The organism is Pseudomonas sp. P110(2024) (assembly GCF_057480795.1).
This window is the reverse complement of record NZ_JBLIYT010000007.1, coordinates 123,910-149,023: the sequence shown is the minus strand read 5'-3', so window position 1 is coordinate 149,023 and position 25,114 is coordinate 123,910. Positions and strand designations below refer to the sequence as shown.

Below are 25,114 nucleotides of genomic sequence, written 5' to 3'. Positions count from 1 at the left end.
CAGGTCTCCCCGGCCAATACTGGAGAAAGCAAGCATGAGCAACTGGTTGGTAGACAAACTGATCCCATCGATCATGCGTTCCGAGGTGAAGAAGAGCTCGGTGCCGGAAGGGCTGTGGCACAAGTGCCCGTCCTGCGAAGCCGTGCTGTATCGCCCGGAGCTGGAAAAGACCCTCGACGTCTGCCCTAAGTGCAACCACCACATGCGTATCGGCGCCCGCGCGCGCATCGATATCTTCCTCGATCCAGAAGGCCGTGCCGAGCTGGGCGCCGATCTGGAGCCGGTCGACCGTCTGAAGTTCCGTGATGGCAAGAAGTACAAGGACCGTCTGACCGCCGCGCAGAAGCAGACCGGCGAGAAGGACGCGCTGATCTCCATGAGCGGCACCCTGATGGGCATGCCGATCGTGGTCAGTGCCTTCGAGTTCTCCTTCATGGGCGGCTCCATGGGTGCCATCGTCGGTGAGCGTTTCGTGCGCGCCGCCAACTACGCCTTGGAAAACCGCTGCCCGATGGTCTGCTTCTCCGCTTCCGGCGGCGCGCGCATGCAGGAAGCGCTGATTTCGCTGATGCAGATGGCCAAGACCTCCGCCGTGCTGGCGCGCCTGCGCGAAGAAGGCATTCCGTTCATCTCGGTACTGACCGACCCGGTCTACGGCGGCGTTTCGGCCAGCCTGGCGATGCTCGGCGACGTGATCGTCGGCGAACCGAAGGCGCTGATCGGCTTCGCCGGCCCGCGCGTGATCGAGCAGACCGTGCGCGAGAAACTGCCCGAAGGCTTCCAGCGCAGCGAGTTCCTGCTGGAGCACGGCGCCATCGACCTGATCATCTCCCGTGACGAGCTGCGTCCGCGCCTGGCTCGCCTGCTGGCGCAGATGACCGGCCAGCCGACTCCGGAAGCGGCCAAAGAGGTCGCCGCGGTCGCGTGATGAACCAGCGCAGCCTGGGCGACTGGCTCGCCTACCTCGAACAGTTGCACCCCTCGGCCATCGACATGGGCCTGGAGCGCTCGCAACAGGTGCTGGCGCGCCTGGGGCTGGGCAAGCTGGCGCCGCGGGTGGTGACGGTGACCGGCACCAATGGCAAGGGCTCGACCTGCGCCTTCGTGGCCGCGTTGCTGCGCGCCCAGGGGCTCAAGGTCGGGGTGTACAGTTCGCCGCACCTGCTGCGTTACAACGAACGGGTGCTGATCGAAGGCCGCGAGTCCAGCGATGAGCGCCTGTGTGAGGCGTTCGCCGCGGTGGAAGCGGCACGCGGCGAAATCTCGCTGACCTATTTCGAAATGGGCACCTTGGCAGCGTTCTGGTTGTTCAAGCAGTCCGCGCTGGACGCGGTGGTGCTCGAGGTCGGCCTGGGTGGCCGGTTGGACGCGGTCAACCTGATGGATGCGGACGTGTCGCTGGTCACCAGTATCGGCGTCGACCACATCGACTACCTGGGTGACAGCCGCGAGTCGGTAGCCTACGAAAAGGCGGGGATCTTCCGCCAGGGCAAGCCTGCGCTGTGCGGTGACCTGGATCCGCCGCAGCCTTTGCTGGACAAGGTGCGTGAGCTGGATTGCCCGTTCTTCCTGCGCGGGCGTGATTTTGACCTGGATAGCAGTGCCGAACACTGGCATTGGCGTGGTCGCCAGCTCGATGGTTCGCCTGTGGAGTTGCGCGACCTGCCGTTGCTCGACCTGCCCATGGAGAATGCCGCCCTGGCCTTGCAGGCTTTCCTGCTGATGGGCCTGCCGTGGGATGCCGGCACGGTTCGCCAGGCCTTGCTGGATACGCGTCTCACCGGTCGTCTCGACCGGCGCGAGCTGCTGCTGCGTGGCAAGCGCGTGGAGCTGCTGCTGGATGTCGGTCACAACCCGCACGCTGCCGAGTACCTGGCCCGCCGCCTGGCGGCGCGCCCGGTGAAGGGGCGGCGCCTGGCGGTGTTCGGCCTGTTGGCCGACAAGGACCTGGCCGGTGTGCTCGCGCCGCTGCGCGACCAGGTCGCCGATTGGGCGGTGGCGCCGCTGGACACGCCGCGCAGCCGCCCTGCCGCGGAGCTGGCGGATGCCTTGACGAACCTCGGTGCGACGGTGAAGTCTTACGCCAGTGTCGCGGCTGCCCTCGAAGGGCAGTGCGCCCAGGCGACGGCGGATGACCAGATCCTGCTGTTCGGTTCGTTTTTCTGCGTCGGCGAGGCCCTGGCCTGGCTCGAGCGGCAGGTCCCCGAGGATGGAGTAGATGGCAGTGCTGGATAAAGGGATGAAGCAGCGCATGGTCGGTGCGCTGGTGCTGGTGGCGCTGGCGGTGATCTTCCTGCCGATGTTGTTCACTCGCGAGGACGAGCTGCGCCAGGTGCGTGTCGAGGCGCCGGAGGCGCCGGCCATGCCCAGCCTGCCCCAGGTTCAGGTGGAGCCTGTCCAGGTGCCAGAACCTCAGGCGTTGCCGGAGCAGAACGAGCAGCCGCCGGTGGTGGTCGACGAGTCCACGGCGCCGGTGACGGCGCCGAGCCAGCCCATCGCGCCGGTAGTGACCGTGGCGCCGCCCGCGCAGCCCAAGCCACAGACGCCAGTGCCGACGCCGCCGGTGGCCAAGGTGGAGGCGCGTCCTGTGCCTGCGCCCGCCGCTCCTGCCGCCAAACCAGCCGCGCCGTCGAAGATCGACGCCAACGGCCTGCCGGTGAGCTGGTCGATCCAACTGGCCAGCCTGTCCAATCGGGCTGGTGCCGAGAACCTGCAGAAGACCCTGCGCAGCCAGGGCTACAACGCCTATATCCGTTCGGCGGACGGCATGAACCGGGTATTCGTCGGGCCGCTGATCGAGCGTGCCGAGGCCGAGCGCCTGCGTGATGTGATCAATCGCCAGCAGAACCTCAAAGGCATCGTGGTGCGCTTCCAGCCGGAGCGTGGCTGAGTTCATCTCTGGACATGCACGTCCCCCTGTAGGAGCGGCCTTGTGTCGCGAAAGGGTGCTCCTACAGCAGTCCGCAAAGCTGTCCCCAGAGTCAGTCCGCAGCCCTTCAAACACCTGACATTCCGCTTACCCCAAGCCCCCTTGCTCTGGTAAAATGCGCCGCCTCAAACGTCGGCAGGCAACACCGTGGCATTTACCTGGGTTGATTGGGCGATCATCGCGATCGTCGCCATTTCATCACTGATCAGTCTCAAGCGCGGCTTCGTCAAGGAAGCCTTGTCCCTGCTCATCTGGATTGTCGCCGGTGCGGTAGCCTGGATGTTCGGCGGGTCGCTTTCGCAGTACCTTGAAAGCTATATCCAGACGCCGTCCGCGCGAGTCATCGCCGGCTGCGCGATTCTTTTCGTCGCCACGCTACTGGTCGGGGCGATGCTCAATTTCCTCATCGGCGAGCTGATCCGCGTGACCGGGCTGTCCGGTACCGATCGCTTCCTCGGCATGGCCTTCGGCGCCGCGCGCGGGGGCTTGCTGGTGGTGGTGGCGGTCGGGCTGTTGAGCCTGGGGCCGGTGCAACAGGATCCGTGGTGGCAGGAATCGCGCCTGATACCACAATTTCTATTGGTAGCCGACTGGTCGAAGAACCTCATACTCGGGTTCACCGGCCAGTGGATGTCCAGTGGGGTCAGCGCACCCGTTGACCTTCCGTTCAAGGAGCAGCTGCTCGGGCCGACCAAGCCGTGAGCGCTCTTCACTCAAGTTTCATCAAAGTAGGGGTTGCGTCGCATGTGTGGCATCGTCGGTATCGTCGGTAAGTCGAACGTCAATCAGGCGCTGTATGACGCGCTAACCGTGCTCCAGCACCGCGGCCAGGACGCTGCCGGTATCGTGACCAGCCACGATGGCCGGTTGTTCCTGCGCAAGGATAACGGCCTGGTGCGCGACGTTTTCCAGCAGCGCCACATGCAGCGTCTGGTCGGCAGCATCGGCATCGGTCACGTGCGTTACCCGACCGCCGGCAGCTCCACCTCGGCCGAGGCGCAGCCGTTCTACGTCAACTCGCCGTACGGCATCACCCTGGCGCACAACGGCAACCTGACCAACGTCGAGCAGTTGGCCAAGGAGATCTACGAGTCCGACCTGCGTCACGTCAACACCAACTCCGACTCCGAAGTGCTGCTGAACGTGTTCGCCCATGAACTGGCCGTGCGCGGCAAGCTGCAACCGACCGAGGAAGACGTGTTCGCCGCGGTTTCCCACGTGCACAGCCGCTGCGTCGGCGGCTACGCGGTGGTGGCGATGATCACCGGCTACGGCATCGTCGGCTTCCGCGACCCCAACGGCATCCGTCCGGTGGTGTTCGGCCAGCGTCACACCGACGAAGGCGTCGAGTACATGATCGCTTCGGAAAGCGTGGCCTTGGACGTGCTCGGCTTCACCCTGATCCGCGACCTGGCGCCGGGCGAGGCGGTGTACATCACCGAAGGTGGCCAGCTGTTCACCAAGCAGTGCGCCGAGAGCCCGAAACTGCAGCCGTGCATCTTCGAGCACGTCTACCTGGCCCGCCCTGATTCGATCATGGACGGCGTCTCGGTGTACAAGGCGCGCCTGCGCATGGGCGAGAAGCTGGCCGAGAAGATCCAGCGCGAGCGCCCGGACCACGACATCGACGTGGTCATCCCGATCCCCGACACCAGCCGCACCGCGGCGCTGGAACTGGCCAACCATCTGGGCGTCAAGTTCCGCGAAGGCTTCGTCAAGAACCGCTACATTGGGCGGACCTTCATCATGCCCGGCCAGGCCGCGCGCAAGAAATCGGTACGCCAGAAGCTCAACGCCATCGAGCTGGAGTTCCGCGGCAAGAACGTGATGCTGGTGGACGACTCGATCGTGCGCGGCACCACCTGCAAGCAGATCATCCAGATGGCCCGCGAGGCCGGCGCCAAGAACGTCTACTTCTGCTCCGCGGCCCCCGCGGTGCGCTACCCCAACGTCTACGGCATCGACATGCCGAGCGCTCATGAGCTGATCGCCCACAACCGTACCACCGAGCAGGTGGCCGAGTTGATCGGCGCCGACTGGCTGATCTACCAGGACCTCCCGGACCTGATCGAATCGGTTGGTGGCGGCAAGATCAAGATCGAGCATTTCGATTGCGCGGTGTTCAACGGTGAGTATGTCACCGGCGATATCGACGAAGCCTACCTCGATCGCATCGAGCAGGCCCGTAACGACCTGGCCAAGGTGAAGAACCAGGCGGTCAGCGCGATCATCGACCTGTACAACAACTGATTTGGGAGCGACGGCATGACCGATCAATGGGATGCCGGTCGACTGGACAGTGACCTCGAGGGTGTCGGTTTCGACACCCTGGCGGTGCGCGCCGGTCAGAACCGTACACCGGAGGCCGAGCACAGCGAAGCGCTGTTCCTGACCTCCAGCTATGTCTTCCGCACGGCCGCCGATGCCGCCGCGCGCTTTGCCGGCGAAACGCCGGGCAACGTCTATTCGCGCTACACCAACCCGACCGTGCGTGCCTTCGAGGAGCGTCTGGCGGCCATGGAAGGCGCCGAGCAGGCCGTGGCCACCTCCACCGGCATGGCGGCGATCCTCGCCGTGGTCATGTCGCTGTGCAGCGCTGGCGACCATGTGCTGGTGTCGCAGAGCGTGTTCGGCTCGACCATCAGCCTGTTCGAGAAGTACTTCAAGCGTTTCGGCGTGCAGGTGGACTACGTGCCGCTGGTCGACCTGAACGGCTGGGAAAAGGCCATCAAGGCCAACACCAAGCTGCTGGTCGTCGAGTCGCCGTCCAACCCGTTGGCCGAACTGGTGGACATCACCGCACTGGCCGAGATCGCCCATGCCCGTGGCGCCATGCTGGTGGTGGACAACTGCTTCAGCACTCCGGCCTTGCAGCAACCGCTCAAGCTCGGCGCCGACATCGTGTTCCACTCGGCGACCAAGTTCATCGACGGCCAGGGCCGTTGCATGGGCGGCGTGGTGGCCGGACGCAGCGAGCAGATGAAGGAAGTGGTGGGCTTTCTGCGCACCGCCGGCCCGACCCTCAGCCCGTTCAACGCCTGGGTCTTCACCAAGGGCCTGGAGACCCTCAAGCTGCGCATGCGCGCCCACTGCGAGAGCGCCCAGGCGCTGGCCGAGTGGCTCGAGCAGCAGGACGGCATCGAGAAGGTCCATTATGCCGGCCTGCCGAGCCATCCGCAGCATGAACTGGCCAAGCGCCAGATGAGCGGCTTCGGCGCGGTGGTCAGCTTCGAGGTCAAGGGTGGCAAGGAAGGCGCCTGGCGTTTCATCGACGCCACCCGGGTGATCTCCATCACCACCAACCTCGGCGACAGCAAGACCACCATCGCCCACCCGGCCACCACCTCCCACGGACGTCTGACGCCACAGGAGCGCGAGGCGGCGGGTATCCGTGACAGCCTGGTGCGCGTGGCGGTTGGCCTGGAAGACGTGGCCGACCTGCAAGCCGATCTGGCCCGCGGCCTGGCGGCGCTGTGATCGACTGGAAGAGTGGCGAACCCGGCCATAACGGCCGGGTAGCCCTGGTAACCGGTGCCGCCCGCGGCATCGGCCTGGGCATCGCCGCCTGGTTGATCTGCGAGGGGTGGCAGGTGGTGCTCAGCGATCTGGATCGCCCGCGCGGCACCAAGGTCGCCAAGGCCCTGGGCGATAACGCCTGGTTCATCACCATGGACGTGGCCGACGAGGCCCAGGTCAGTGCCGGGGTGTCCGAGGTGCTCGGGCAGTTCGGCCGGCTGGATGCGCTGGTGTGCAACGCGGCGATCGCCAATCCGCACAACCAGACCCTGGAAAGCCTGTCCCTGGCTCAATGGAACCGGGTACTGGCAGTCAACCTCAATGGCCCGATGCTGCTGGCCAAGCATTGCGCACCTTACCTGCGCGCCCATGGCGGCGCGATCGTCAACCTGACCTCCACCCGCGCCCGGCAGTCCGAGCCGGACACCGAGGCCTATGCCGCCAGCAAGGGTGGCCTGGTCGCCTTGACCCACGCCCTGGCCATGAGCCTGGGGCCGGAGATCCGCGTCAATGCGGTGAGCCCGGGCTGGATCGATGCCCGTGACCCTTCGCAGCGACGCGCCGAGCCTTTGACCGAGGCCGACCATGCCCAGCATCCGACGGGCAGGGTAGGGACGGTCGAGGATGTGGCTGCGCTGGTGGCGTGGTTGCTGTCGCGTCAGGCGGGGTTTGTCACTGGCCAGGAGTTCGTGGTCGATGGTGGGATGACCCGCAAGATGATCTACAACTGAGCTGTAACCTGTTGAGATGTAAGAGAAAGGGGCGATAGCCCCTTTTTTGTCGGTTGTGCCGGCCTTGTGGCGGCGCAAGCCCGCTCTCACGCTGTGAGCATCTGGTTGCAGGAGCGGGCCTGCCCCGCGATGAGGTCGGCAAGAGCAACCGGCTTTTTTGCCCTTTTTGAAAAAAACTTCAATGGGGGTATTGACTTAGCATCGGTACCTGCGTAAATTTCGCGGCCTCAGCGAAGCAAACGCAACAAGCAACATCGCGGGGGTGATTAGCTCAGCCGGGAGAGCATCTGCCTTACAAGCAGAGGGTCGGCGGTTCGATCCCGTCATCACCCACCACTTCCTGAGACGTTCCTAGTCCAGTGGTTTCGAAAGAAACACGTTGGCAGAGAGGAACAGGACGCAAGTCCAGCTATGCGCGGCGGTAGTTCAGTCGGTTAGAATACCGGCCTGTCACGCCGGGGGTCGCGGGTTCGAGTCCCGTCCGCCGCGCCATTTTTCTCCAGATGGGTGCTTGCACCGGTCTGAGGCCACAAGGCCAGATCCCAGTTTCAATCAGGCGCAAGCCTGAACGATACGCAGCGGTAGTTCAGTCGGTTAGAATACCGGCCTGTCACGCCGGGGGTCGCGGGTTCGAGTCCCGTCCGCTGCGCCATCTTCTGCCAAGAGCCCCATGAACGCTCAAGGCAAAACAGAAAAGGCGATATCAAAGTCGCTTTTTTTGTGCCTGGCTTTCGCGCAATAGCGCTTGAAAGCTCAGATCCCAGTTTCAATCGGGTGCAAGCCCGAACGATACGCAGCGGTAGTTCAGTCGGTTAGAATACCGGCCTGTCACGCCGGGGGTCGCGGGTTCGAGTCCCGTCCGCTGCGCCATCTTTGCCTCAAGGCCCTTTGAACACCTTGAAGCTACGAAAAAGCGACCTTAGGGTCGCTTTTTTCATTTCAGCGCCTTGCACGGTCACGGGCAAGGATTTACACCAAGCTGACAGAGTCTTCACCGATCAATGGTTTCAGCCACTGATCGATGTGTTGCACAATACGCCCCATTCGTTTCTTCCCGGAATTGGCAATGTCTAGATCAACCGTCTATGGCGCGCTCGGGCTGGCCCTCGTGCTGGCGGGTGTGTCCGGCTGTTCCTCGAAAAAGGCCGCCGTCTACGAGCACGAGAACTTCGATGACTCGGGCACCTTCTCCCGCAGTTTCGCCACCAGCGAGGCGGGCTCCTGCGAGGCGGCGCGGCGCGCGCTGCTCAGTCAGGGCTACATCATCACCAGCAGCGACGCCAACCAGGTCGCCGGCAACAAGAGCTTCCAGCAAAACGCCGAGAACCACTTGCAGATCAGCTTCAACATCACCTGCGTGCCGGACATGAGCGACAAACAGCGCTCGACCATGTTCGCCAACGCCCTGCAGGACCGCTACACCCTGAAGAAATCCAACACCTCCGCCAGTCTTGGCGTCGGTGTGCTGGGTTCGGTGTCGATGCCGATCGGCTCCACCGACGACTCCATGGTCAAGGTCGCCAGCGAAACGGTCACCGCCGCACAGTTCTACGACCGATACTTCGCCCTGGTGGAAAGCTACCTGCCGAAGCCGAAGAAGCCAGAGAAGACCGAACCTGCCGCCGAGCCAAAGGTGGAAAAACCGGCCGCCGACCTGGGCTTGCCGGAGCCTGCGCCCGCTGCCCTGGCGCCCGCGCCGCAGCCTGCCGCGTCGGTCGCCGAGAGCGTGGAAGAGGCTCCGGCCCCGACTCCGGTTGCCGCCGCGCCTGTCGCGGCTCCAGCGGCTCCCGTACCGGCCAGCGAAGCCCCGGCGGCCCCGATTGTGGACGATAGCAAGGGCTCGCAGCCCATCGCGCCGCCCGTCGAGCCAACTCCGATCCAGGTACAGCAGGACGCGCCGGCCGCAGAGCAGGCGCCGGCGCCACTCTGACGTGTCGATAACTTCCCGGGCGCCTGCTACGTTTATCGTTCATAGGGTTGTAATCATTCTGTCATTTCGCTGGCTTAGGTTGGCGCAATGACTGAAGAACGATGAATGAAGGGGCGTAAAGATGGACGATTATCAGGAAGAACTGCTCGAATTCCAGGCCTATGAACTGGACCTGCCAGAACCGGCCGACGACGCCACCGAGCTTTAACCCACCTGCCGCTGATGGCGGCGAAATTCCCCCGGTGTCAGCCCCGTCCAGCGCTTGAATGCGCGCTGGAAGGCCTCGGCCGAGGCGAACCCCAACAGATAGGCGATCTCGCCGAAGGCCAGCTCCGTGTCGCGGATATAGGTCTCGGCCAGATCGCGACGTGTGTCGTTGAGCAGGTTGCGAAAGCGCGTGCCTTCCTCGGCCAGTTTGCGGCGCAAGGTCCAGGTCGGCAGTTGCAGGTGTCGCGCCACTTCTTCCAGATCCGGCTCGCGCCCACCGTTCAGCAGTGGCCCCAGCAGGTGAGTGATGCGTTCGCCCAGGCTGCGCACGCGGGTGCGCTGGGCCAGTTCCGCCTCGCACAACTGCAGCAGGTGTTGCCAGGTGCTGGGGCAGTGCTGCGGGTTGGGCAGGGCCAGGGTGGCCTGGCTTAGGCGCAACTGGTTGGCCGTGGCGCCGAAATGCACCGGGCCTGCGCACAGGCTTTGGTACTGCGCGACGTAGGCAGGGGCGTCGAACTCGATTTCCAGGCGCTCGGCCTGCACCGGCCTGGCCGCCAGGGCGCCGAGCTGGGCCAGCCAGCCAGCGAGCAGGGAGTCGACCACGAAGCGGTTGTAGTCGTTGTAGGGGCTGATGGAGTAGAACCGCAGCCAGGCGCCCTGGGCGTCTTCGTGAAAGCTCGACTGGCCCCGGTAGTTGGCGGCATACAGTGGCTCAAAGCGCAGCAGGGTGCGGGCGGCGTCGCCGAGGGTCGGGGCCTGGGCGGCGGCGACGCCGGCGAGCCCGGCCTGGGCCAGGCGGCTCAGGCGGCCCATGTGCAGGCCTAGCGCTGGCTCGGCAGAAAGGGCAATCGCCGCGTGCCCCAGGTGCATGTAGCGCGGGATCGACAACCGCGCACCCGGCTCGGCCAGGCGCCTGGCGTCGAGGCCATAGCGCAGCAGCAGGGGGTGTGGATCGTGACCGAGTGCCGTCAGCGCCTCGGCCAGGGGCTGGACGAAACCTACCGACAGTTCACCCAGGCGTACGCGGGGGCGGGGCATGTCGTCACAGCCACAGGTTGAGCAGGCGCGCGCCGTGGCTGTCGTTGCCGACCCACAACATGCCGCCCTGGCTGGCGAAACCCTGCCCATCGCTGCCCAGCTCCCAGAACTGGCCGCGCATGAACACGCTCATGCTCGGGGTGCTGGCGTTGGCGGCCAGGGGCAGTTGCTGCCAGGCGCGCTGTTCGCTGACGGCTCCGCGCTGCAGGGGCAAATCGGCGGCCTGGGCCTGATGGCGGTTGCCACGCCAGGGCGCCTGCCAGCTCTGCTTGCCGCTGAGGAACACCGGATTGGCGACCAGCTGCACCGATTGCGCGGTCAGTTGCCGGTAGTTGGCGGGGTACCAGCTGTCGCTGCCGATCAGCACGCCCAAGCGTCCTGCGGGAGTCTGCAGTACCTGCAGCGGATGCTGCTGGCCGTCGTGGATGTAGCGCCGGCTTTCGCTGTCGGGGTACTGCTGGTGCTGGGGCTGCCCGAGCACCGAACCGTCGCTGGCGAATACCAGACTGCTGTTGTACAGCGGACCGTTGCCGATGCGCAGTACGCCGTTCTCCACATAGGGCGCGGGCAGGACGATGGAGCCGGCGACCAGGGTGATGCCAAACTCCCGGGCCAGGCTGCCGAACACCTGCTGGTAGTCGGCGGCCATCTGCGCGGCCTTCATGCGCAGGTGCGCGTCCGAGCGGCGATCGTCGCCGCTGGCGGCGAGCATCGCCAGGCCATAGCTCAGCGGGTTGCTCAGTTCCAGCCATTGCCAGGCCTCGTTGCGTCGGGTGACCTGGTACAGTTCGCGCTTCTCGCCCCGGGCCCACAACCATGTGCCAATGTGCTCCGGCAACACCACCACGGTGCGCGGATTGACCAGGCCTTGGGCGCGGGCTTGTTCCAGGTAGGCTGAGAGCTTGCGGTGCAGGCGTGTGAGGTTCTGGTAGTCCCCCGGATACAGCAGCGGCTCGACACCCAGCAAGTTGCCGTGCTCGCCCGGCACGCCCTGGTTGAGGGCCAGCTCGATGCGCAGATCGGACAGGTAGTGACCTTCTGGACGCTGCAGGGTCCAGAAGCCGTAGCCGCAGAGGGCGGCAAGGATGACCAGCGCCAGGGCGCCGGCTAGCAGTTTTCGCATGGAGCGGTCCAGCACTGGGCAGTAGGAGTGCCCTAGGGTAGTCCTGCTGTACAGCAGGATCAATAAGTTGTCAGTTTCGATCATTGAGCGTGTTCAAACGCCTGTTTAATGTCGACCCCAGACAAACGACGGGCCCCGCCACGCTGTTGTAGAAACCTGGTAGAGGCGCCCGCATTCCGTGATCACGCCACCTGTGGAGTCCATCCATGGCTACCGACCGTTACCCGCACCTGCTGGCCCCTCTCGACCTGGGCTTCACCACTCTGCGCAACCGCACCCTGATGGGCTCGATGCACACCGGCCTGGAGGAACGCCCGGGCGGCTTCGAACGCATGGCCGCGTATTTCGCCGAACGCGCCCGTGGTGGCGTCGGGCTCATGGTCACCGGCGGCATCGCGCCCAACGATGAAGGCGGCGTGTACTCTGGTGCGGCCAAGCTCAGCACCGAGGAAGAGGCCGACAAGCATCGGATCGTCACCGAGGCGGTGCATGCCGCCGGTGGCAAGATCTGTCTGCAGATCCTCCACGCCGGGCGCTATGCCTACAGCCCGAAACAGGTGGCGCCCAGCGCCATCCAGGCGCCGATCAACCCGTTCAAGCCCAAGGAGCTGGACGAGGAGGGCATCGAGAAGCAGATCCGCGATTTCGTCACCTGCGCAAGCCTGGCCCTGCGCGCCGGCTATGATGGCGTCGAGATCATGGGGTCAGAAGGCTACTTCATCAACCAGTTCCTCGCCGCCCACACCAACCACCGCACCGACCGTTGGGGGGGCAGCTACGAGAACCGCATGCGACTGGCGGTTGAGATCGTGAGCCGGGTACGCGAAGCGGTGGGGCCGAACTTCATCATCATCTTCCGCCTGTCGATGCTCGACCTGGTCGAGGGCGGCAGCACGTGGGACGAGATCGAGCTGCTGGCCAAGGCCATCGAGCAGGCCGGCGCCACGTTGATCAACACGGGTATCGGCTGGCATGAGGCGCGCATCCCGACCATCGCCACCAAGGTGCCGCGCGCGGCGTTCAGCAAGGTCACCGCCAAGCTGCGCGGCGCGGTGAAAATCCCGCTGATCACCACCAACCGCATCAATACCCCGGAGGTGGCCGAGGCGGTGCTGGCGGAGGGCGATGCCGACATGGTCTCCATGGCCCGACCGTTCCTGGCCGATCCTGACTTCGTCAACAAGGCCGCTGCTGGCCGTGGCGACGAGATCAACACTTGCATCGGCTGCAACCAGGCCTGCCTGGACCACACCTTCGGCGGCAAGCTGACCAGCTGCCTGGTCAACCCGCGGGCTTGCCATGAGACCGAGCTCAACTACCTGCCGGTACGGGCAGTCAAGCGTATCGCGGTGGTCGGCGCTGGTCCTGCGGGCCTGGCAGCCGCCACCGTGGCCGCCGAGCGCGGTCATGAAGTGACGTTGTTCGATGCTGCCGCTGAGATCGGTGGGCAGTTCAACGTGGCCAAGCGCGTGCCGGGCAAGGAGGAGTTCTACGAGACCCTGCGTTACTTCCGCAACAAGGTGAAGTCCACGGGTGTCGACCTGCGCCTGAATACCCGTGTCGATGTGGCTGCGCTGGTGTCCGGCGAGTTCGACGAGATTATCCTGGCCACGGGCATCGCTCCGCGCACGCCGGCCATTCCCGGTATCGACAACGCCAAGGTGCTGAGCTACCTGGATGTGCTGCTGGAGCGCAAGCCGGTGGGCGAGCGGGTGGCGGTGATCGGTGCCGGTGGCATTGGTTTCGATGTGTCCGAGTACTTGGTGCACAAGGGCGTGGCCACCAGCCAGGACCGCGAGGCGTTCTGGAAGGAGTGGGGCATCGATACGCGTTTGGAGGCTCGTGGTGGTGTGGCCGGGATCAAGGCCGAGCCTCATGCGCCGGCGCGCCAGGTGTACCTGCTGCAGCGCAAGAAGACCAAGGTTGGCGACGGCCTGGGCAAGACCACCGGCTGGATTCATCGCACGGGGCTGAAGAACAAGCAGGTGCAGATGCTCAACAGCGTCGAGTACCTGAGCGTGGACGATGCTGGCCTGCATGTGCGGGTTGGCGAGGGCGAGCCGCAGTTGCTGGCGGTGGACAACATCGTCATCTGCGCTGGCCAGGATCCGCTGCGCGAGTTGCATGATGGCCTAGTTGCGGCCGGGCAGTCGGTGCACCTGATCGGTGGCGCTGACGTGGCGGCGGAGCTTGATGCCAAGCGGGCGATTAATCAAGGGTCGAGGTTGGCGGCGGAACTGTGATTGCTTGAATTGGTGATTAGCCAACTTTCACAGTTGAGGTGGTGATATACCTTTCCTGTGGAGGTTGGCTTGTCAGTGAGTGACTGTAACTGAAGAAGCATTGCCAGTAGTCTCCACTTACTCCATGTATCCGGCAACGGCAACGGCAACGGCAACGGCAACGGCAACAGGCGACTAAGAACGACATCGCCATTCTGTGCGTTCGTCGGCGCGCCGACTCAAACATCGAGCGTTTCTCTGTCACGCAACTGTATTGTTGACTATTCTGCGATCTGTCCCAGTACACTTCGTAACTGTTACGGTATTCTGCCTCGGCAGTGAGTCGCACAAGAACAACGATCCCGTCCGCGCTTCGAGAACACGCCATGACCAACCTGCTGCTGTACCAGCGTATTGCCCAGCAACTGGCCGATGATATCCGTCGGGGTGTCTACCAGCCGGGTGAGCGGGTGCCGTCGGTACGCAAGATGAGCGCCCAGCTCAATGTCAGCCACGCCACCGTGCTGCAGGCCTATGCCAATCTCGAGGACCAGGGGCTGATCCGCGCCCGGCCGCAGTCGGGCTACTATGTTCACCAGACACCGGCGCTGACGGCGCAGACCCCGGATATTGCCCGGGTCGAACGCCCCGGCCTGGTCACCCGGGCCAGCATCATCCAGCAGGTGCTGGTCGAGGCGCGGCGCGATGGCGTCTTCCCCTTCGGCGCGGCGGTACCCCATGTCGACTATCTGCCCGTACGCGCCCTGCACCAGCAGCTGGCCAAGGTGACGCGCTTCCATAGCCCGCGTGCCTTCAGCTACATGTTCAGCCCCGGCTTCGAGCCGTTGCGTCGGCAGATCGCCATCCGCATGCGCGATGCCGGTGTGCTGGTCGATCCCCGTGAAGTGGTGGTGACCCATGGTTGTGTCGATGCCCTGCAGATGGCGCTGCGGGTCCTGACCCGGCCGGGCGACCTGATCGCGGCCGAGTCGCCCACTTACTATGGGCTGTTGCAGTTGGCCGACCTGCTCGGGCTCAAGGTCATCGAGATCCCCAGCGATCCGTCTACCGGCATTAGCCTGGAGGCGTTGCAGTTGGCCGCCAATCAGTGGTCGATCAAGGCCCTGGTGCTGACGGCGCGGCTGAGCAATCCGCTGGGTGGCACCATTCCCGAAGAGCGGCAGAAGCAATTGCTGCGCCTGGCCTCGGATTTCGACATCCAGATCGTGGAGGACGATATCTACGGCGAGCTGATGTTCGAGCAGGGGCGCACCAAGGCGCTCAAGGCGTTCGATCGGTTGGATCGGGTGATCTACTGCTCGAGCTTCTCCAAGACCCTGTCGCCGGGGGTAAGGGTCGGCTGGATGATCGCTGGGCGCTATCAGGACGAGATCCAGCGCCTGCAGACCTTCACCACCCACTCGGCATGCAGCGTCACGCAGATGGCGGTGGCGGCCTACCTGGAGAATGGTGGCTACGATCGGCATTTGCGCTTCATCCGACAGGAGTACCGCAAGAACCTCAGCGCTTACCAGCTGGCGGTGCAGCAGCACTTCCCGGAAGGCACGCAGATGACCCGGCCCACCGGTGGCTTCATTCTCTGGGTTAGTCTGCCGGGGCGGGTCAATACCCAGGAATTGCATGTGCGGGCGCTGGAGCAAGGCATTAGCATCGCCCCCGGGCTGATCTTCAGCAATACGGAGCAGTTCAACCACTGTATCCGCCTCAATTGCGGCATTCCCTGGAATCGCGAGGCAGAGCGCGCAGTGATGACGCTGGGCCTGCTGGCCCAGCAATTGTGCCGAGATCCGAACGGCGTGCTGTTGTAGGCTTGTCAGACGTGTCGGGAACAGGGAGCATACGCGTTTTACAGCTTGCGCTCCTGATGCCCATGAACCTGCTTCGCCCTCTCGTCATCGCCCTGTGTTTCGCCTTGCCCTGGCTGTCGGCCGGTGCGGTGCAGGCTGTCGAACCAGCAGCCAGGGCGCAGGGTGTGCACAAGCCGGCGAACAAAGCGTCCACCAAGGTCCCCGCCAAGCCGGTAGCCAAGGTCAAGCCCAAACCCAAACCGAAGGCCAGGCCTGTCAGCAAGGCTGTCGCCAAGCCGCTGCCTCAGCCGAAGGTCGACCTGAGCCTGCCAAAGGACATGGTCAAGCATCTCGAGCCGGATCTCGGTGGCGGGCCGGTGGTGCGCAAGCCGCTGCTGCCCTCGATGTTCCCCACCAAGCCCGAATCCGACAGCAGTCCGTTCCAGCTCAACGGCCGGCTGATCAGCAACGAAATGCAGTTGCAGCTGCGCAACGACAGTCGGCGGGATGTGGAAGGCGCGGCCATCGAATTCGAATTCCGCAACTGACTGCCGGGTCACGGGTGATTTCATCCGCCCGGCAATTTCAAACATATGTTTGAGCGGTTAGTATCCAGGGACGTTCGTCCCGTTTTGCTCCTGGGAGTCCTGTTGTCATGAAATGCCGCGAGGGTTGTGGTGCCTGCTGCATCGCCCCGTCCATCAGTTCGCCGATCCCTGGCATGCCGCAGGGCAAGCCGGCCGGAGAACGCTGCCTGCATCTGAATGTCGAAAACCTCTGTGCGCTGTTCGGCAAGCCCGAACGGCCGCAGGTGTGTGGCGGCTTCAAGGCGGAAGCGGACATCTGTGGCAACGACCGTGACGAAGCCATTCGCATCATTGGGTGGCTGGAGCAGATGACGGCGGCGTGACAGGTTGGATCCTCGACAACAAGGAACAAGATGATGAGATCGATCAAAGGTATTGCACTGCTGTGTGGCATGGGCGTCTTGCTGGTACCGACGGCCTGGGCTGAGAACTGGCAGGTGGCCAAGGACGAGGAGGGGATCAAGGTGTCCCTCAGCGAGGTGGCCGGCTCGAAATACAAGGCCTATCGCGGCGTGACCGTGATCAAGGCGCCGCTGGCCAAGGTCAAGGCGCTGCAGGAGGATGTGGTGGGGGCCTGCGCCTGGATTCACGAGTGCAAGTCGCAAAAGCTGCTCAAGAGCGAGGGTGACCAGAGCTGGACCTACACCCAGTTCAACACGCCCTGGCCGGTGACGCCACGGGATTCGATCCTGCATGTGACCACGGTCCAGGACGCCGATGGCAGTCTGACCCGCAAGCTCCAGGAGGAACCGAAGTATCTGCCGGAGGAAAAGGGCTTCGTGCGTGTCGCCCAGGTGGAAGGCTTCTGGAAGCTGGTGCCCAAGGGTGACAGCACCGAGGTGACCTACCAGGTGCACACCGAGCCGGGCGGCAGCGTGCCGTCGTGGCTGGCCAACAAGTTCGTGGTCGATGCGCCGTTCAATACCCTCAAGGGGTTGAAGGAGCGCGCCGAGAAGAACTAAAGGCCGCTCCCGCCGTGAGGAAAATCGCGTAAGCAACAAAAAAGGCTGCCCGAGGGCAGCCTTTTTGCGTTCAGCCGACAGGCTTACTTGCGGTCCTTCAGCTCAACGATGTCACGCTGCTCGTAGCCGGTGTACAGCTGGCGCGGGCGGCCAATCTTGTACGGGCCGGAGAGCATTTCCTTCCAGTGCGAGATCCAGCCCACGGTACGTGCCAGGGCGAAGATCACGGTGAACATGCTGGTTGGGATGCCGATGGCCTTGAGGATGATGCCCGAGTAGAAGTCGACGTTCGGGTACAGCGAGCGCTCGATGAAGTAAGGATCGGTGAGGGCGATCTCTTCCAGGCGCATGGCCAGTTCAAGCTGCGGGTCGTTCTTGATGCCCAGCTCGCCCAGGACTTCGTCGCAGGTCTTCTTCATCACGGTGGCGCGCGGGTCGCGGTTCTTGTACACGCGGTGACCGAAGCCCATGAGCTTGAACGGATCGTTCTTGTCCTTGGCCTTGGCGATGAATTTGTCGATGTTCGAAACATCGCCGATTTCATCGAGCATGGTCAGTACGGCTTCGTTCGCGCCACCGTGGGCCGGGCCCCACAGCGCGGCAATGCCGGCGGCGATACAGGCGAACGGGTTGGCGCCCGAGGAGCCCGCCAGGCGCACGGTGGAGGTGGAGGCGTTCTGCTCGTGGTCGGCGTGGAGGATGAAGATCCGGTCCATCGCCTTGGCCAGCACCGGGCTGATCGGTTTGATCTCGCACGGGGTGTTGAACATCATGTGCAGGAAGTTCTCCGCGTACGACAAGTCGTTGCGCGGGTACATCATGGGCTGGCCCATGGAGTACTTGTAGACCATCGCGGCCAGGGTCGGCATCTTGGCGACCAGGCGAACCGCGGAGATTTCGCGGTGCTGCGGGTTATTGATGTCCAGCGAGTCGTGATAGAACGCCGACAGGGCACCGACCACGCCGCACATCACCGCCATCGGGTGGGCATCGCGACGGAAGCCGTTGAAGAACGACTTCAGTTGCTCGTGAACCATGGTGTGGTTCTTCACGGTGCTGACGAACTGGGCCTTCTGCTCGGCATTCGGCAGTTCGCCGTTGAGCAGCAGGTAGCAGGTCTCGAGGTAGTCCGATTGTTCGGCGAGCTGTTCGATCGGGTAGCCGCGGTGCAGCAGGACACCCTTGTCGCCGTCGATATAGGTGATCTTCGACTCGCACGAGGCGGTCGCCATGAAGCCGGGGTCGAAGGTGAAGTGGCCGGATGCCCCCAACCCGCGGACGTCGATAACATCGGGACCAACGGTGCCGGTTAAAATGGGCAGCTCGACGGGGGCAGCGCCCTCGATGATCAACTGCGCTTTTTTGTCAGCCATGTGGCCTCCTATTAATGCTTGAAATCATCAGACAGACCCCCCACGCAGGGCCCGCACCACTATAGAGGGATAAATTCGAATGTCAATTTGCCTAAAGGCTGGTTGAAACGCCCTCTGAGGCCTGGTTTTTCACGAAATTCTCGCCCGTTTACGCCTTTTGTTCACTAAAGGCAATGCGCTATTTGGGCGAGCCCCTCACGTTGTCATAAGCAGCCTAACTGTCTATACTCGGCAGCCGACTCCCAGGGGCTTTCAAGCCCGCCCTGCTGGGTGTCGTCGCTCTCCTGGGTGGTGGGTACCTGACCAGTACACTTACCAACAACTTTGCCCTGTTAGCTAGGGGCTCTTCAGTGTGAAAAAAGCCGTGAAAAGCCAACGACCTGTAAACCTAGACCTAAGGACCATCAAACTCCCGATCACCGCGTACACGTCCATTCTTCACCGTATCTCCGGCGTCATCCTGTTCCTCGGCCTTGCCATCATGCTGTACGCATTGAGCAAGTCGCTGGGTGGCGAGGAAGGCTTTGCCGAGGTGAAGGCGTGTCTGACCAGTCCGCTGGCCAAACTGGTGACCTGGGGCCTGCTGTCCGGCCTGCTGTATCACCTCGTGGCAGGTGTGCGCCACCTGATCATGGACATGGGCATCGGCGAGACGCTGGAAGGCGGCAAGCTGGGCTCGAAAATCGTGATCGTCATCTCCGTGGTGCTGATCGTTCTGGCAGGAGTTTGGGTATGGTAACTAACGTCACGAACCTGTCGCGTTCGGGCCTCTACGACTGGATGGCGCAGCGCGTCTCGGCGGTCGTTCTCGCGGCTTACTTCATCTTCCTGATCGGCTACCTCGCTGCCCACCCGGGCATCGACTACGCCCAGTGGCACGCTCTGTTCTCCAACAACGCGATGCGCATCTTCAGTCTGCTGGCCCTCGTTGCCCTGGGCGCTCACGCCTGGGTCGGCATGTGGACCATTGCCACCGACTACCTGACGCCGATGTCCTTCGGCAAGTCGGCGACTGCGATTCGTTTCCTGTTCCAGGCGGTATGCGGCGTAGCGATGTTCGCTTACTTCGTCTGGGGTGTGCAGATTCTCTGGGGTATCTGATTCATGGCTAACATTCCTACGATTTCCTTCGACGCCATCATCATTGGTGGCGGCGGCGCTGGCATGCGCGCAGCGCTGCAGCTGGCTCAAGGCGGCCACAAGACTGCCGTAGTCACCAAGGTGTTCCCGACCCGTTCGCACACCGTTTCCGCCCAGGGCGGCATCACCTGCGCCATCGCTTCGGCCGATCCGAACGACGACTGGCGCTGGCACATGTACGACACCGTCAAGGGCTCCGACTACATCGGTGACCAGGACGCGATCGAGTACATGTGTCAGGAAGGCCCGGCCGCGGTCTTCGAGCTGGACCACATGGGCCTGCCGTTCTCGCGTACCGAGACCGGCCGCATCTACCAGCGTCCGTTCGGTGGCCAGTCCAAGGACTTCGGTAAAGGTGGCCAGGCCGCCCGTACCTGCGCCGCTTCCGACCGTACCGGTCACGCGCTGCTGCACACCCTGTACCAGGGCAACCTGAAAGCAGGCACCACCTTCCTCAACGAGTACTACGCCGTCGACCTGGTGAAGAACCAGGACGGCGCTTTCGTCGGTGTGATCGCGATCTGCATCGAAACCGGCGAAACCATGTACATCAAGTCCAAGGCCACCGTATTGGCCACTGGCGGTGCAGGTCGTATCTACGCCTCCACCACCAACGCCCTGATCAACACCGGTGACGGTGTCGGCATGGCCCTGCGTGCCGGCGTGCCGGTGCAGGACATCGAGATGTGGCAGTTCCACCCGACCGGCATCGCCGGCGCCGGTGTACTGGTCACTGAAGGTTGCCGCGGTGAGGGTGGCTACCTGATCAACGCCCACGGCGAGCGCTTCATGGAGCGTTACGCGCCGAACGCGAAGGACCTGGCTGGCCGCGACGTGGTCGCCCGTTCCATGGTCAAAGAGATCATCGCCGGCAACGGCGTGGGCCCGAACAAGGACCACGTACTGCTGAAGCTGGACCACCTGGGCGAGGAAGTGCTGCACAGCCGCCTGCCAGGCATCTGCGAACTGTCCAAGACCTTCGCCCACGTCGACCCGGTGGTCGCGCCGGTGCCGGTCATCCCGACCTGCCACTACATGATGGGCGGCGTTGCCACCAACATTCATGGCCAGGCCATCACCATGGACGCCGAAGGCAACGACCACATCATTCCGGGCCTGTTCGCCGTAGGTGAAGTGGCGTGCGTATCGGTCCACGGCGCCAACCGCCTGGGCGGCAACTCGCTGCTCGACCTGGTGGTCTTCGGTCGCGCCGCCGGCCTGCACCTGGAAAAGGCGCTCAGCGACGGCGTCGAGTACCGCGATGCCAGCGACACCGACATCGACGTTGCCCTGAACCGCCTGAGCAAGCTCAACGAGCGCACCACCGGCGAAGACGTCGCCAGCCTCAAACGTGAACTGCAAAGCTGCATGCAGAACTACTTCGGTGTGTTCCGTACCGGCGAGTACATGCAGAAGGGTATCGAGCAGCTGGCTGGCCTGCGTGACCGCATCGCCAACGTCAAGATCAACGACAAGTCCCAGGCCTTCAACACCGCGCGTATCGAAGCGCTGGAGCTGCAGAACCTGCTGGAAGTCGCCGAAGCGACCGCCATTGCCGCTGAAGCCCGTAAAGAGTCCCGCGGCGCGCACGCCCGTGAAGACTTCGAAGACCGTGACGACGAGAACTGGCTGTGCCACACCCTGTACTACCCGGGTGAGAAGCGCGTCGCCAAGCGTGGCGTCAACTTTGCGCCGAAGACAGTTCCTGCCTTCGAACCGAAAGTCCGGACTTACTAAGGGTGGCCGCTATGTTGCAAGTCGAAGTTTATCGTTACAACCCGGACACCGATTCGGCGCCGAAGATGCAGACCTTCCAGGTCGACACCGGTGGCAAGGATCTGATGGTCCTGGACGTGCTGGCGCTGATCAAGGAGCAGGACGAGGGCTTCTCGTACCGTCGCTCCTGCCGTGAAGGCGTGTGCGGTTCCGACGGCATGAACATCAACGGCAAGAACGGCCTGGCGTGCATCACGCCGCTGTCTGCTGTCGTTAAAGGTAACAAGTTGGTCCTGCGTCCGCTGCCAGGCCTGCCGGTTATCCGTGACCTGGTCGTCGATATGAGCATCTTCTACAAGCAGTACGAGAAGGTGAAGCCGTTCCTGCAGAACGACACCCCGGCCCCGGCCATCGAGCGCCTGCAGTCGCCGGAAGATCGCGACAAGCTGGACGGTCTGTACGAGTGCATCCTGTGCGCCTGCTGCTCGACTTCCTGCCCGTCGTTCTGGTGGAACCCGGACAAGTTCCTGGGCCCCGCCGCACTGCTGCAGGCCTACCGTTTCCTGGCCGACAGCCGCGACACCAAGACTCAGGAACGCCTGGCGTCCCTGGATGACCCGTTCAGCGTGTTCCGCTGCCGCGGGATCATGAACTGCGTGAACGTTTGCCCGAAAGGTCTGAACCCGACCAAGGCAATTGGTCACGTACGTAACATGCTGCTGCAAAGCGGTACCTGATTCAAAGCGTTGTACCTGCAGTAAGCCGAGGTGCGGGTGGTGAGCCCGCACCGAGGTAAAACCCGAGCAAGGGCCCACAAAGCCCGCGCTCATTACCTATGAAGATATGAGACCAGCAGGGGCTTCCGGGCTGGTACCCGGAAAATCAGCAGGATCCAGGTGGCGTGGTTCAGTCGCTGTGTTCGGACTTTTCCAGGTTTGCTGTGGCTCTCGCCGATCAGTCCCCTAACCGAGGGTGACCAAGCATGCAAGAAAGCGTGATGCAGCGCATGTGGGATAGCGCCCACCTTTCAGGTGGTAACGCTGCATATGTGGAAGAGCTTTATGAGCTCTACCTGCACGACCCTAACGCTGTGCCAGAAGAGTGGCGCACTTACTTCCAGAAGTTGCCCGCCGACGGCAGCACCGCTACCGATGTATCGCACTCGACGATCCGCGACCATTTCGTACTGCTGGCAAAGAACCAGCGCCGCGCCCAACCGGTATCCGCCGGGAGCGTGAGCAGTGAACACGAGAAGAAGCAGGTTGAAGTGCTGCGACTGATCCAGGCCTATCGTATGCGCGGCCATCAGGCTGCCAAGCTCGACCCGTTGGGGTTGTGGCAGCGTCCTGCGCCCGTAGACCTGTCGATCAATCACTACGGCTTGACCAATGCCGATCTTGATACGACCTTCCGTGCCGGCGACCTGTTCATCGGCAAAGAGGAAGCGAGCCTACGCGAAATTTTCGAAGCGCTGCAGAAGACATATTGTCGCACCATTGGCGCCGAGTTCACCCACATCGTCGATTCCGAGCAGCGCAGCTGGTTCCAGCAGCGCCTGGAAAGCGTGCGTGGCCGTCCGGAATTCTCCGCCGACGTGCAGGCTCACCTGCTCGAGCGCGTCACGGCCGGTGAGGGCCTGGAGAAGTACCTGGGCACCAAGTACCCGGGCACCAAGCGCTTCGGCCTCGAAGGTGGCGAAAGCCTGATTCCGATGCTGGACGAAATGATCCAGCGCTCCGGTTCCTACGGCACCAAGGAAGTCGTGATCGGCATGGCCCACCGTGGCCGTCTGAACGTGCTCGTCAACACCTTCGGCAAGAACCCGCGCGAGCTGTTCGACGAGTTCGAAGGCAAGAAGATGAACGAGCTGGGCTCCGGTGACGTGAAGTATCACCAGGGCTTCTCCTCCAACGTGATGACCCCCGGTGGCGAAGTCCACCTGGCCATGGCGTTCAACCCCTCCCACCTGGAAATCGTCTCGCCAGTGGTGGAAGGTTCGGTTCGCGCCCGCCAGGATCGCCGCAACGACACCGTTGGCGACAAGGTTCTGCCGATCTCCATCCACGGTGACGCAGCGTTCGCCGGCCAGGGTGTGGTCATGGAAACCTTCCAGATGTCGCAGACCCGCGGTTTCAAGACCGGCGGCACCGTGCACATCGTGATCAACAACCAGGTCGGTTTCACCATCAGCAACCCGCTGGACGCGCGCTCCACCGAGTACGCCACCGACGTTGCCAAGATGATCCAGGCGCCGATCCTGCACGTGAACGGCGACGATCCGGAAGCGGTGATGTTCGTCACCCAGCTGGCCATCGACTACCGCATGCAGTTCAAGCGTGACGTGGTCATCGACCTGGTCTGCTACCGTCGTCGCGGCCACAACGAGGCCGACGAGCCGAACGGCACCCAGCCTTTGATGTACCAGCAGATCAGCAAACAGCGCACCACCCGTGAGCTGTACGCCGAGCAACTGATCAGCGCCGGTCGCATCGATGCCGAACGCGCCCAGGCCAAGATCGACGAGTACCGCAACGCCCTGGACAACGGCCTGCACGTGGTCAAGAGCCTGGTCAAGGAGCCGAACCGCGAGCTGTTCGTCGACTGGCGTCCGTACCTGGGTCATGCCTGGACCGCGCGTCACGACACCCGCTTCGACCTCAAGACCCTGCAGGAGCTGTCGGCCAAGCTGCTCGAGCTGCCTGAAGGTTTCGTCGTTCAGCGCCAGGTCGCGAAGATCTACGAAGATCGCCAGAAGATGCAGGCCGGTGGCTTGCCGATCAACTGGGGTTATGCAGAGACCATGGCCTACGCCACCCTGCAGTTCGAAGGTCACCCGATCCGCATGACCGGCCAGGACATCGGCCGTGGCACCTTCTCGCACCGTCACGCGGTGCTGCACAACCAGAAGGACGCCAGCACCTACGTGCCGCTGAAGAACCTGTTCCCGGGCCAGCCGCGCTTCGAGCTGTACGACTCCTTCCTCTCGGAAGAAGCCGTGCTGGCCTTCGAATACGGCTACTCGACCACCACGCCGAACGCGCTGGTGATCTGGGAAGCCCAGTTCGGCGACTTCGCCAACGGTGCGCAAGTTGTGATCGACCAGTTCATCACCAGCGGCGAGCACAAGTGGGGCCGCCTGTGCGGTCTGACCATGCTGCTGCCGCACGGCTATGAAGGCCAGGGTCCGGAGCACTCCTCCGCGCGTCTGGAGCGTTACCTGCAGCTGTGCGCAGAGCACAACATCCAGGTCTGCGTACCGACCACCCCGGCACAGATCTACCACCTGCTGCGTCGCCAGGTCATCCGTCCGCTGCGCAAGCCGCTGATCGTGCTGACGCCCAAGTCGCTGCTGCGCCACAAGCTGGCCATCTCGACCCTGGAAGACCTGGCCGATGGCTCGTTCCAGACCGTGATCCCGGAAATCGACACCCTGGATCCTGCCAAGGTCGAGCGCCTGGTCCTGTGCGGTGGCAAGGTCTACTACGACCTGCTGGAAAAACGCCGTGCCGAAGGCCGCGAAGATATTGCCATCGTGCGTATCGAGCAGCTGTATCCGTTCCCTGAGGACGACCTGGTCGAAATTCTCGCGCCTTACACCAACCTCAAGCACGCAGTGTGGTGTCAGGAAGAGCCGATGAACCAGGGCGCCTGGTACAGCAGCCAGCACCACATGCGCCGTATCCTGGGCCGCCACAACAAGGCGCTGGTCCTGGAATACGCCGGTCGCGACGCTTCCGCCGCGCCAGCCTGTGGTTACGCATCGAAGCACGCCGAACAGCAGGAAAAACTGCTGCAAGACGCCTTCACTGTCTAACGCCTTCGCGCACCTGAA

General features: G+C 63.4%; 21 protein-coding genes and 4 tRNA genes. 22 read left to right on the top strand and 3 right to left on the bottom strand.

The features are described from left to right. The first annotated feature begins 34 nt into the window (after nucleotides 1-34). The 12 genes from accD to AC25ND_RS12955 all read left to right on the top strand — a co-directional run bounded on the left by accD (nucleotide 35) and on the right by AC25ND_RS12955 (nucleotide 9,106). The gene (gene accD, locus AC25ND_RS13010; RefSeq protein WP_028690439.1) at nucleotides 35-928 is read left to right on the top strand and encodes an acetyl-CoA carboxylase, carboxyltransferase subunit beta; all 894 of its coding nucleotides are present in this window, start codon (nucleotides 35-37) and stop codon (nucleotides 926-928) included. Next, on the top strand, nucleotides 928-2,235 hold the full coding sequence (gene folC, locus AC25ND_RS13005) for a bifunctional tetrahydrofolate synthase/dihydrofolate synthase (RefSeq protein WP_247284248.1): 1,308 nt from the start codon (nucleotides 928-930) through the stop codon (nucleotides 2,233-2,235). Before accD ends, folC begins: the two co-directional genes overlap by 1 nt. After that, on the top strand, nucleotides 2,219-2,890 hold the full coding sequence (locus tag AC25ND_RS13000; protein WP_207852711.1) for an SPOR domain-containing protein: 672 nt from the start codon (nucleotides 2,219-2,221) through the stop codon (nucleotides 2,888-2,890). The genes folC and AC25ND_RS13000 overlap by 17 nt, the downstream gene beginning before the upstream one ends. 186 nt (nucleotides 2,891-3,076) lie before the next feature. Continuing rightward, nucleotides 3,077-3,631 (top strand): CvpA family protein, encoded by a 555-nt coding sequence (locus AC25ND_RS12995; protein WP_028690442.1) that lies wholly within the window; start codon nucleotides 3,077-3,079, stop codon nucleotides 3,629-3,631. A 42-nt stretch (nucleotides 3,632-3,673) separates the two neighbouring features. Further along, on the top strand, nucleotides 3,674-5,179 hold the full coding sequence (gene purF / locus AC25ND_RS12990; RefSeq protein WP_028690443.1) for an amidophosphoribosyltransferase: 1,506 nt from the start codon (nucleotides 3,674-3,676) through the stop codon (nucleotides 5,177-5,179). 15 nt (nucleotides 5,180-5,194) lie between these two features. After that, complete coding sequence (locus AC25ND_RS12985; RefSeq protein ID WP_028690444.1) at nucleotides 5,195-6,406, top strand: O-succinylhomoserine sulfhydrylase; 1,212 nt, start codon at nucleotides 5,195-5,197, stop codon at nucleotides 6,404-6,406. Continuing rightward, a complete protein-coding gene (locus tag AC25ND_RS12980; protein ID WP_062363728.1) occupies nucleotides 6,403-7,176 on the top strand; it encodes an SDR family oxidoreductase in 774 nt (257 codons plus the stop codon). The genes AC25ND_RS12985 and AC25ND_RS12980 overlap by 4 nt, the downstream gene beginning before the upstream one ends. Before the next feature lie 260 nt (nucleotides 7,177-7,436). Beyond that, nucleotides 7,437-7,512 (top strand) — tRNA-Val (locus AC25ND_RS12975). Between the two features lie 79 nt (nucleotides 7,513-7,591). Next, a tRNA-Asp gene (locus tag AC25ND_RS12970) sits at nucleotides 7,592-7,668 on the top strand. Between the two features lie 83 nt (nucleotides 7,669-7,751). Next, a tRNA-Asp gene (locus tag AC25ND_RS12965) sits at nucleotides 7,752-7,828 on the top strand. Nucleotides 7,829-7,969: 141 nt separating this feature from the next. Continuing rightward, nucleotides 7,970-8,046 (top strand) — tRNA-Asp (locus AC25ND_RS12960). 196 nt (nucleotides 8,047-8,242) lie between these two features. Continuing rightward, nucleotides 8,243-9,106, top strand: coding sequence for a DUF2242 domain-containing protein (locus AC25ND_RS12955; RefSeq protein ID WP_236179928.1), 864 nt, complete (start codon nucleotides 8,243-8,245; stop codon nucleotides 9,104-9,106). Nucleotides 9,107-9,310: 204 nt separating this feature from the next. On the opposite strand, the gene AC25ND_RS12950 is transcribed toward AC25ND_RS12955, so the two are convergent. Further along, nucleotides 9,311-10,351, bottom strand: a complete 1,041-nt coding sequence (locus AC25ND_RS12950; protein ID WP_028690447.1) for an AraC family transcriptional regulator — start codon at nucleotides 10,349-10,351, stop codon at nucleotides 9,311-9,313. Nucleotides 10,352-10,355: 4 nt separating this feature from the next. Further along, on the bottom strand, nucleotides 10,356-11,474 hold the full coding sequence (locus tag AC25ND_RS12945) for a nitrilase-related carbon-nitrogen hydrolase (protein ID WP_028690448.1): 1,119 nt from the start codon (nucleotides 11,472-11,474) through the stop codon (nucleotides 10,356-10,358). Between the two features lie 206 nt (nucleotides 11,475-11,680). Between AC25ND_RS12945 and AC25ND_RS12940 the strand changes: the two genes are divergently transcribed. The 5 genes from AC25ND_RS12940 (at nucleotide 11,681) to AC25ND_RS12920 (ending at nucleotide 17,053) form a co-directional block, all read left to right on the top strand. Beyond that, a complete protein-coding gene (locus AC25ND_RS12940; RefSeq protein ID WP_028690449.1) occupies nucleotides 11,681-13,717 on the top strand; it encodes an NADPH-dependent 2,4-dienoyl-CoA reductase in 2,037 nt (678 codons plus the stop codon). A gap of 365 nt (nucleotides 13,718-14,082) precedes the next feature. Beyond that, nucleotides 14,083-15,525 (top strand): aminotransferase-like domain-containing protein, encoded by a 1,443-nt coding sequence (locus tag AC25ND_RS12935; protein ID WP_028690450.1) that lies wholly within the window; start codon nucleotides 14,083-14,085, stop codon nucleotides 15,523-15,525. 62 nt (nucleotides 15,526-15,587) lie between these two features. Beyond that, nucleotides 15,588-16,052, top strand: coding sequence for a hypothetical protein (locus tag AC25ND_RS12930; protein WP_069016222.1), 465 nt, complete (start codon nucleotides 15,588-15,590; stop codon nucleotides 16,050-16,052). Between the two features lie 107 nt (nucleotides 16,053-16,159). Continuing rightward, nucleotides 16,160-16,414, top strand: a complete 255-nt coding sequence (locus tag AC25ND_RS12925) for a YkgJ family cysteine cluster protein (RefSeq protein ID WP_023628900.1) — start codon at nucleotides 16,160-16,162, stop codon at nucleotides 16,412-16,414. 33 nt (nucleotides 16,415-16,447) lie between these two features. Beyond that, nucleotides 16,448-17,053 carry an START domain-containing protein gene (locus AC25ND_RS12920; protein ID WP_486976380.1) on the top strand — a complete coding sequence of 202 codons (606 nt, stop codon included), beginning with the start codon at nucleotides 16,448-16,450 and terminating at the stop codon, nucleotides 17,051-17,053. Nucleotides 17,054-17,136: 83 nt separating this feature from the next. Here the strand turns inward: AC25ND_RS12920 and gltA are convergent, their stop codons facing one another. Continuing rightward, the gene (gltA, locus tag AC25ND_RS12915; RefSeq protein WP_028690453.1) at nucleotides 17,137-18,426 is read right to left on the bottom strand and encodes a citrate synthase; all 1,290 of its coding nucleotides are present in this window, start codon (nucleotides 18,424-18,426) and stop codon (nucleotides 17,137-17,139) included. A gap of 352 nt (nucleotides 18,427-18,778) precedes the next feature. On the opposite strand from gltA, the gene sdhC reads away from it, so the two are divergent. The 5 genes from sdhC to AC25ND_RS12890 all read left to right on the top strand — a co-directional run bounded on the left by sdhC (nucleotide 18,779) and on the right by AC25ND_RS12890 (nucleotide 25,096). Then, a complete protein-coding gene (sdhC, locus tag AC25ND_RS12910; RefSeq protein WP_088852917.1) occupies nucleotides 18,779-19,165 on the top strand; it encodes a succinate dehydrogenase, cytochrome b556 subunit in 387 nt (128 codons plus the stop codon). After that, the gene (sdhD, locus tag AC25ND_RS12905) at nucleotides 19,159-19,527 is read left to right on the top strand and encodes a succinate dehydrogenase, hydrophobic membrane anchor protein (RefSeq protein WP_028690455.1); all 369 of its coding nucleotides are present in this window, start codon (nucleotides 19,159-19,161) and stop codon (nucleotides 19,525-19,527) included. The genes sdhC and sdhD overlap by 7 nt, the downstream gene beginning before the upstream one ends. 3 nt (nucleotides 19,528-19,530) lie before the next feature. After that, complete coding sequence (sdhA, locus tag AC25ND_RS12900; RefSeq protein ID WP_028690456.1) at nucleotides 19,531-21,303, top strand: succinate dehydrogenase flavoprotein subunit; 1,773 nt, start codon at nucleotides 19,531-19,533, stop codon at nucleotides 21,301-21,303. 11 nt (nucleotides 21,304-21,314) lie between these two features. Continuing rightward, a complete protein-coding gene (locus AC25ND_RS12895; protein WP_028690457.1) occupies nucleotides 21,315-22,019 on the top strand; it encodes a succinate dehydrogenase iron-sulfur subunit in 705 nt (234 codons plus the stop codon). 245 nt (nucleotides 22,020-22,264) lie between these two features. Continuing rightward, nucleotides 22,265-25,096 carry a 2-oxoglutarate dehydrogenase E1 component gene (locus AC25ND_RS12890; protein WP_028690458.1) on the top strand — a complete coding sequence of 944 codons (2,832 nt, stop codon included), beginning with the start codon at nucleotides 22,265-22,267 and terminating at the stop codon, nucleotides 25,094-25,096. Nucleotides 25,097-25,114: the final 18 nt, after the last annotated feature.

What these genes read in the sequence shown, in the direction of transcription:
- accD (WP_028690439.1), top strand. Translation starts at nt 35, where the DNA reads ATGAGCAACTGGTTGGTAGACAAACTGATCCCATCGATCATGCGTTCC.
- folC (WP_247284248.1), top strand. Translation starts at nt 928, where the DNA reads ATGAACCAGCGCAGCCTGGGCGACTGGCTCGCCTACCTCGAACAGTTG.
- AC25ND_RS13000 (WP_207852711.1), top strand. Translation starts at nt 2,219, where the DNA reads ATGGCAGTGCTGGATAAAGGGATGAAGCAGCGCATGGTCGGTGCGCTG.
- purF (WP_028690443.1), top strand. Translation starts at nt 3,674, where the DNA reads ATGTGTGGCATCGTCGGTATCGTCGGTAAGTCGAACGTCAATCAGGCG.
- AC25ND_RS12985 (WP_028690444.1), top strand. Translation starts at nt 5,195, where the DNA reads ATGACCGATCAATGGGATGCCGGTCGACTGGACAGTGACCTCGAGGGT.
- AC25ND_RS12955 (WP_236179928.1), top strand. Translation starts at nt 8,243, where the DNA reads ATGTCTAGATCAACCGTCTATGGCGCGCTCGGGCTGGCCCTCGTGCTG.
- AC25ND_RS12950 (WP_028690447.1), bottom strand. Translation starts at nt 10,351, where the DNA reads ATGCCCCGCCCCCGCGTACGCCTGGGTGAACTGTCGGTAGGTTTCGTC.
- AC25ND_RS12945 (WP_028690448.1), bottom strand. Translation starts at nt 11,474, where the DNA reads ATGCGAAAACTGCTAGCCGGCGCCCTGGCGCTGGTCATCCTTGCCGCC.
- AC25ND_RS12940 (WP_028690449.1), top strand. Translation starts at nt 11,681, where the DNA reads ATGGCTACCGACCGTTACCCGCACCTGCTGGCCCCTCTCGACCTGGGC.
- AC25ND_RS12935 (WP_028690450.1), top strand. Translation starts at nt 14,083, where the DNA reads ATGACCAACCTGCTGCTGTACCAGCGTATTGCCCAGCAACTGGCCGAT.
- AC25ND_RS12930 (WP_069016222.1), top strand. Translation starts at nt 15,588, where the DNA reads ATGAACCTGCTTCGCCCTCTCGTCATCGCCCTGTGTTTCGCCTTGCCC.
- AC25ND_RS12925 (WP_023628900.1), top strand. Translation starts at nt 16,160, where the DNA reads ATGAAATGCCGCGAGGGTTGTGGTGCCTGCTGCATCGCCCCGTCCATC.
- AC25ND_RS12920 (WP_486976380.1), top strand. Translation starts at nt 16,448, where the DNA reads ATGAGATCGATCAAAGGTATTGCACTGCTGTGTGGCATGGGCGTCTTG.
- gltA (WP_028690453.1), bottom strand. Translation starts at nt 18,426, where the DNA reads ATGGCTGACAAAAAAGCGCAGTTGATCATCGAGGGCGCTGCCCCCGTC.
- sdhD (WP_028690455.1), top strand. Translation starts at nt 19,159, where the DNA reads ATGGTAACTAACGTCACGAACCTGTCGCGTTCGGGCCTCTACGACTGG.
- sdhA (WP_028690456.1), top strand. Translation starts at nt 19,531, where the DNA reads ATGGCTAACATTCCTACGATTTCCTTCGACGCCATCATCATTGGTGGC.
- AC25ND_RS12895 (WP_028690457.1), top strand. Translation starts at nt 21,315, where the DNA reads ATGTTGCAAGTCGAAGTTTATCGTTACAACCCGGACACCGATTCGGCG.
- AC25ND_RS12890 (WP_028690458.1), top strand. Translation starts at nt 22,265, where the DNA reads ATGCAAGAAAGCGTGATGCAGCGCATGTGGGATAGCGCCCACCTTTCA.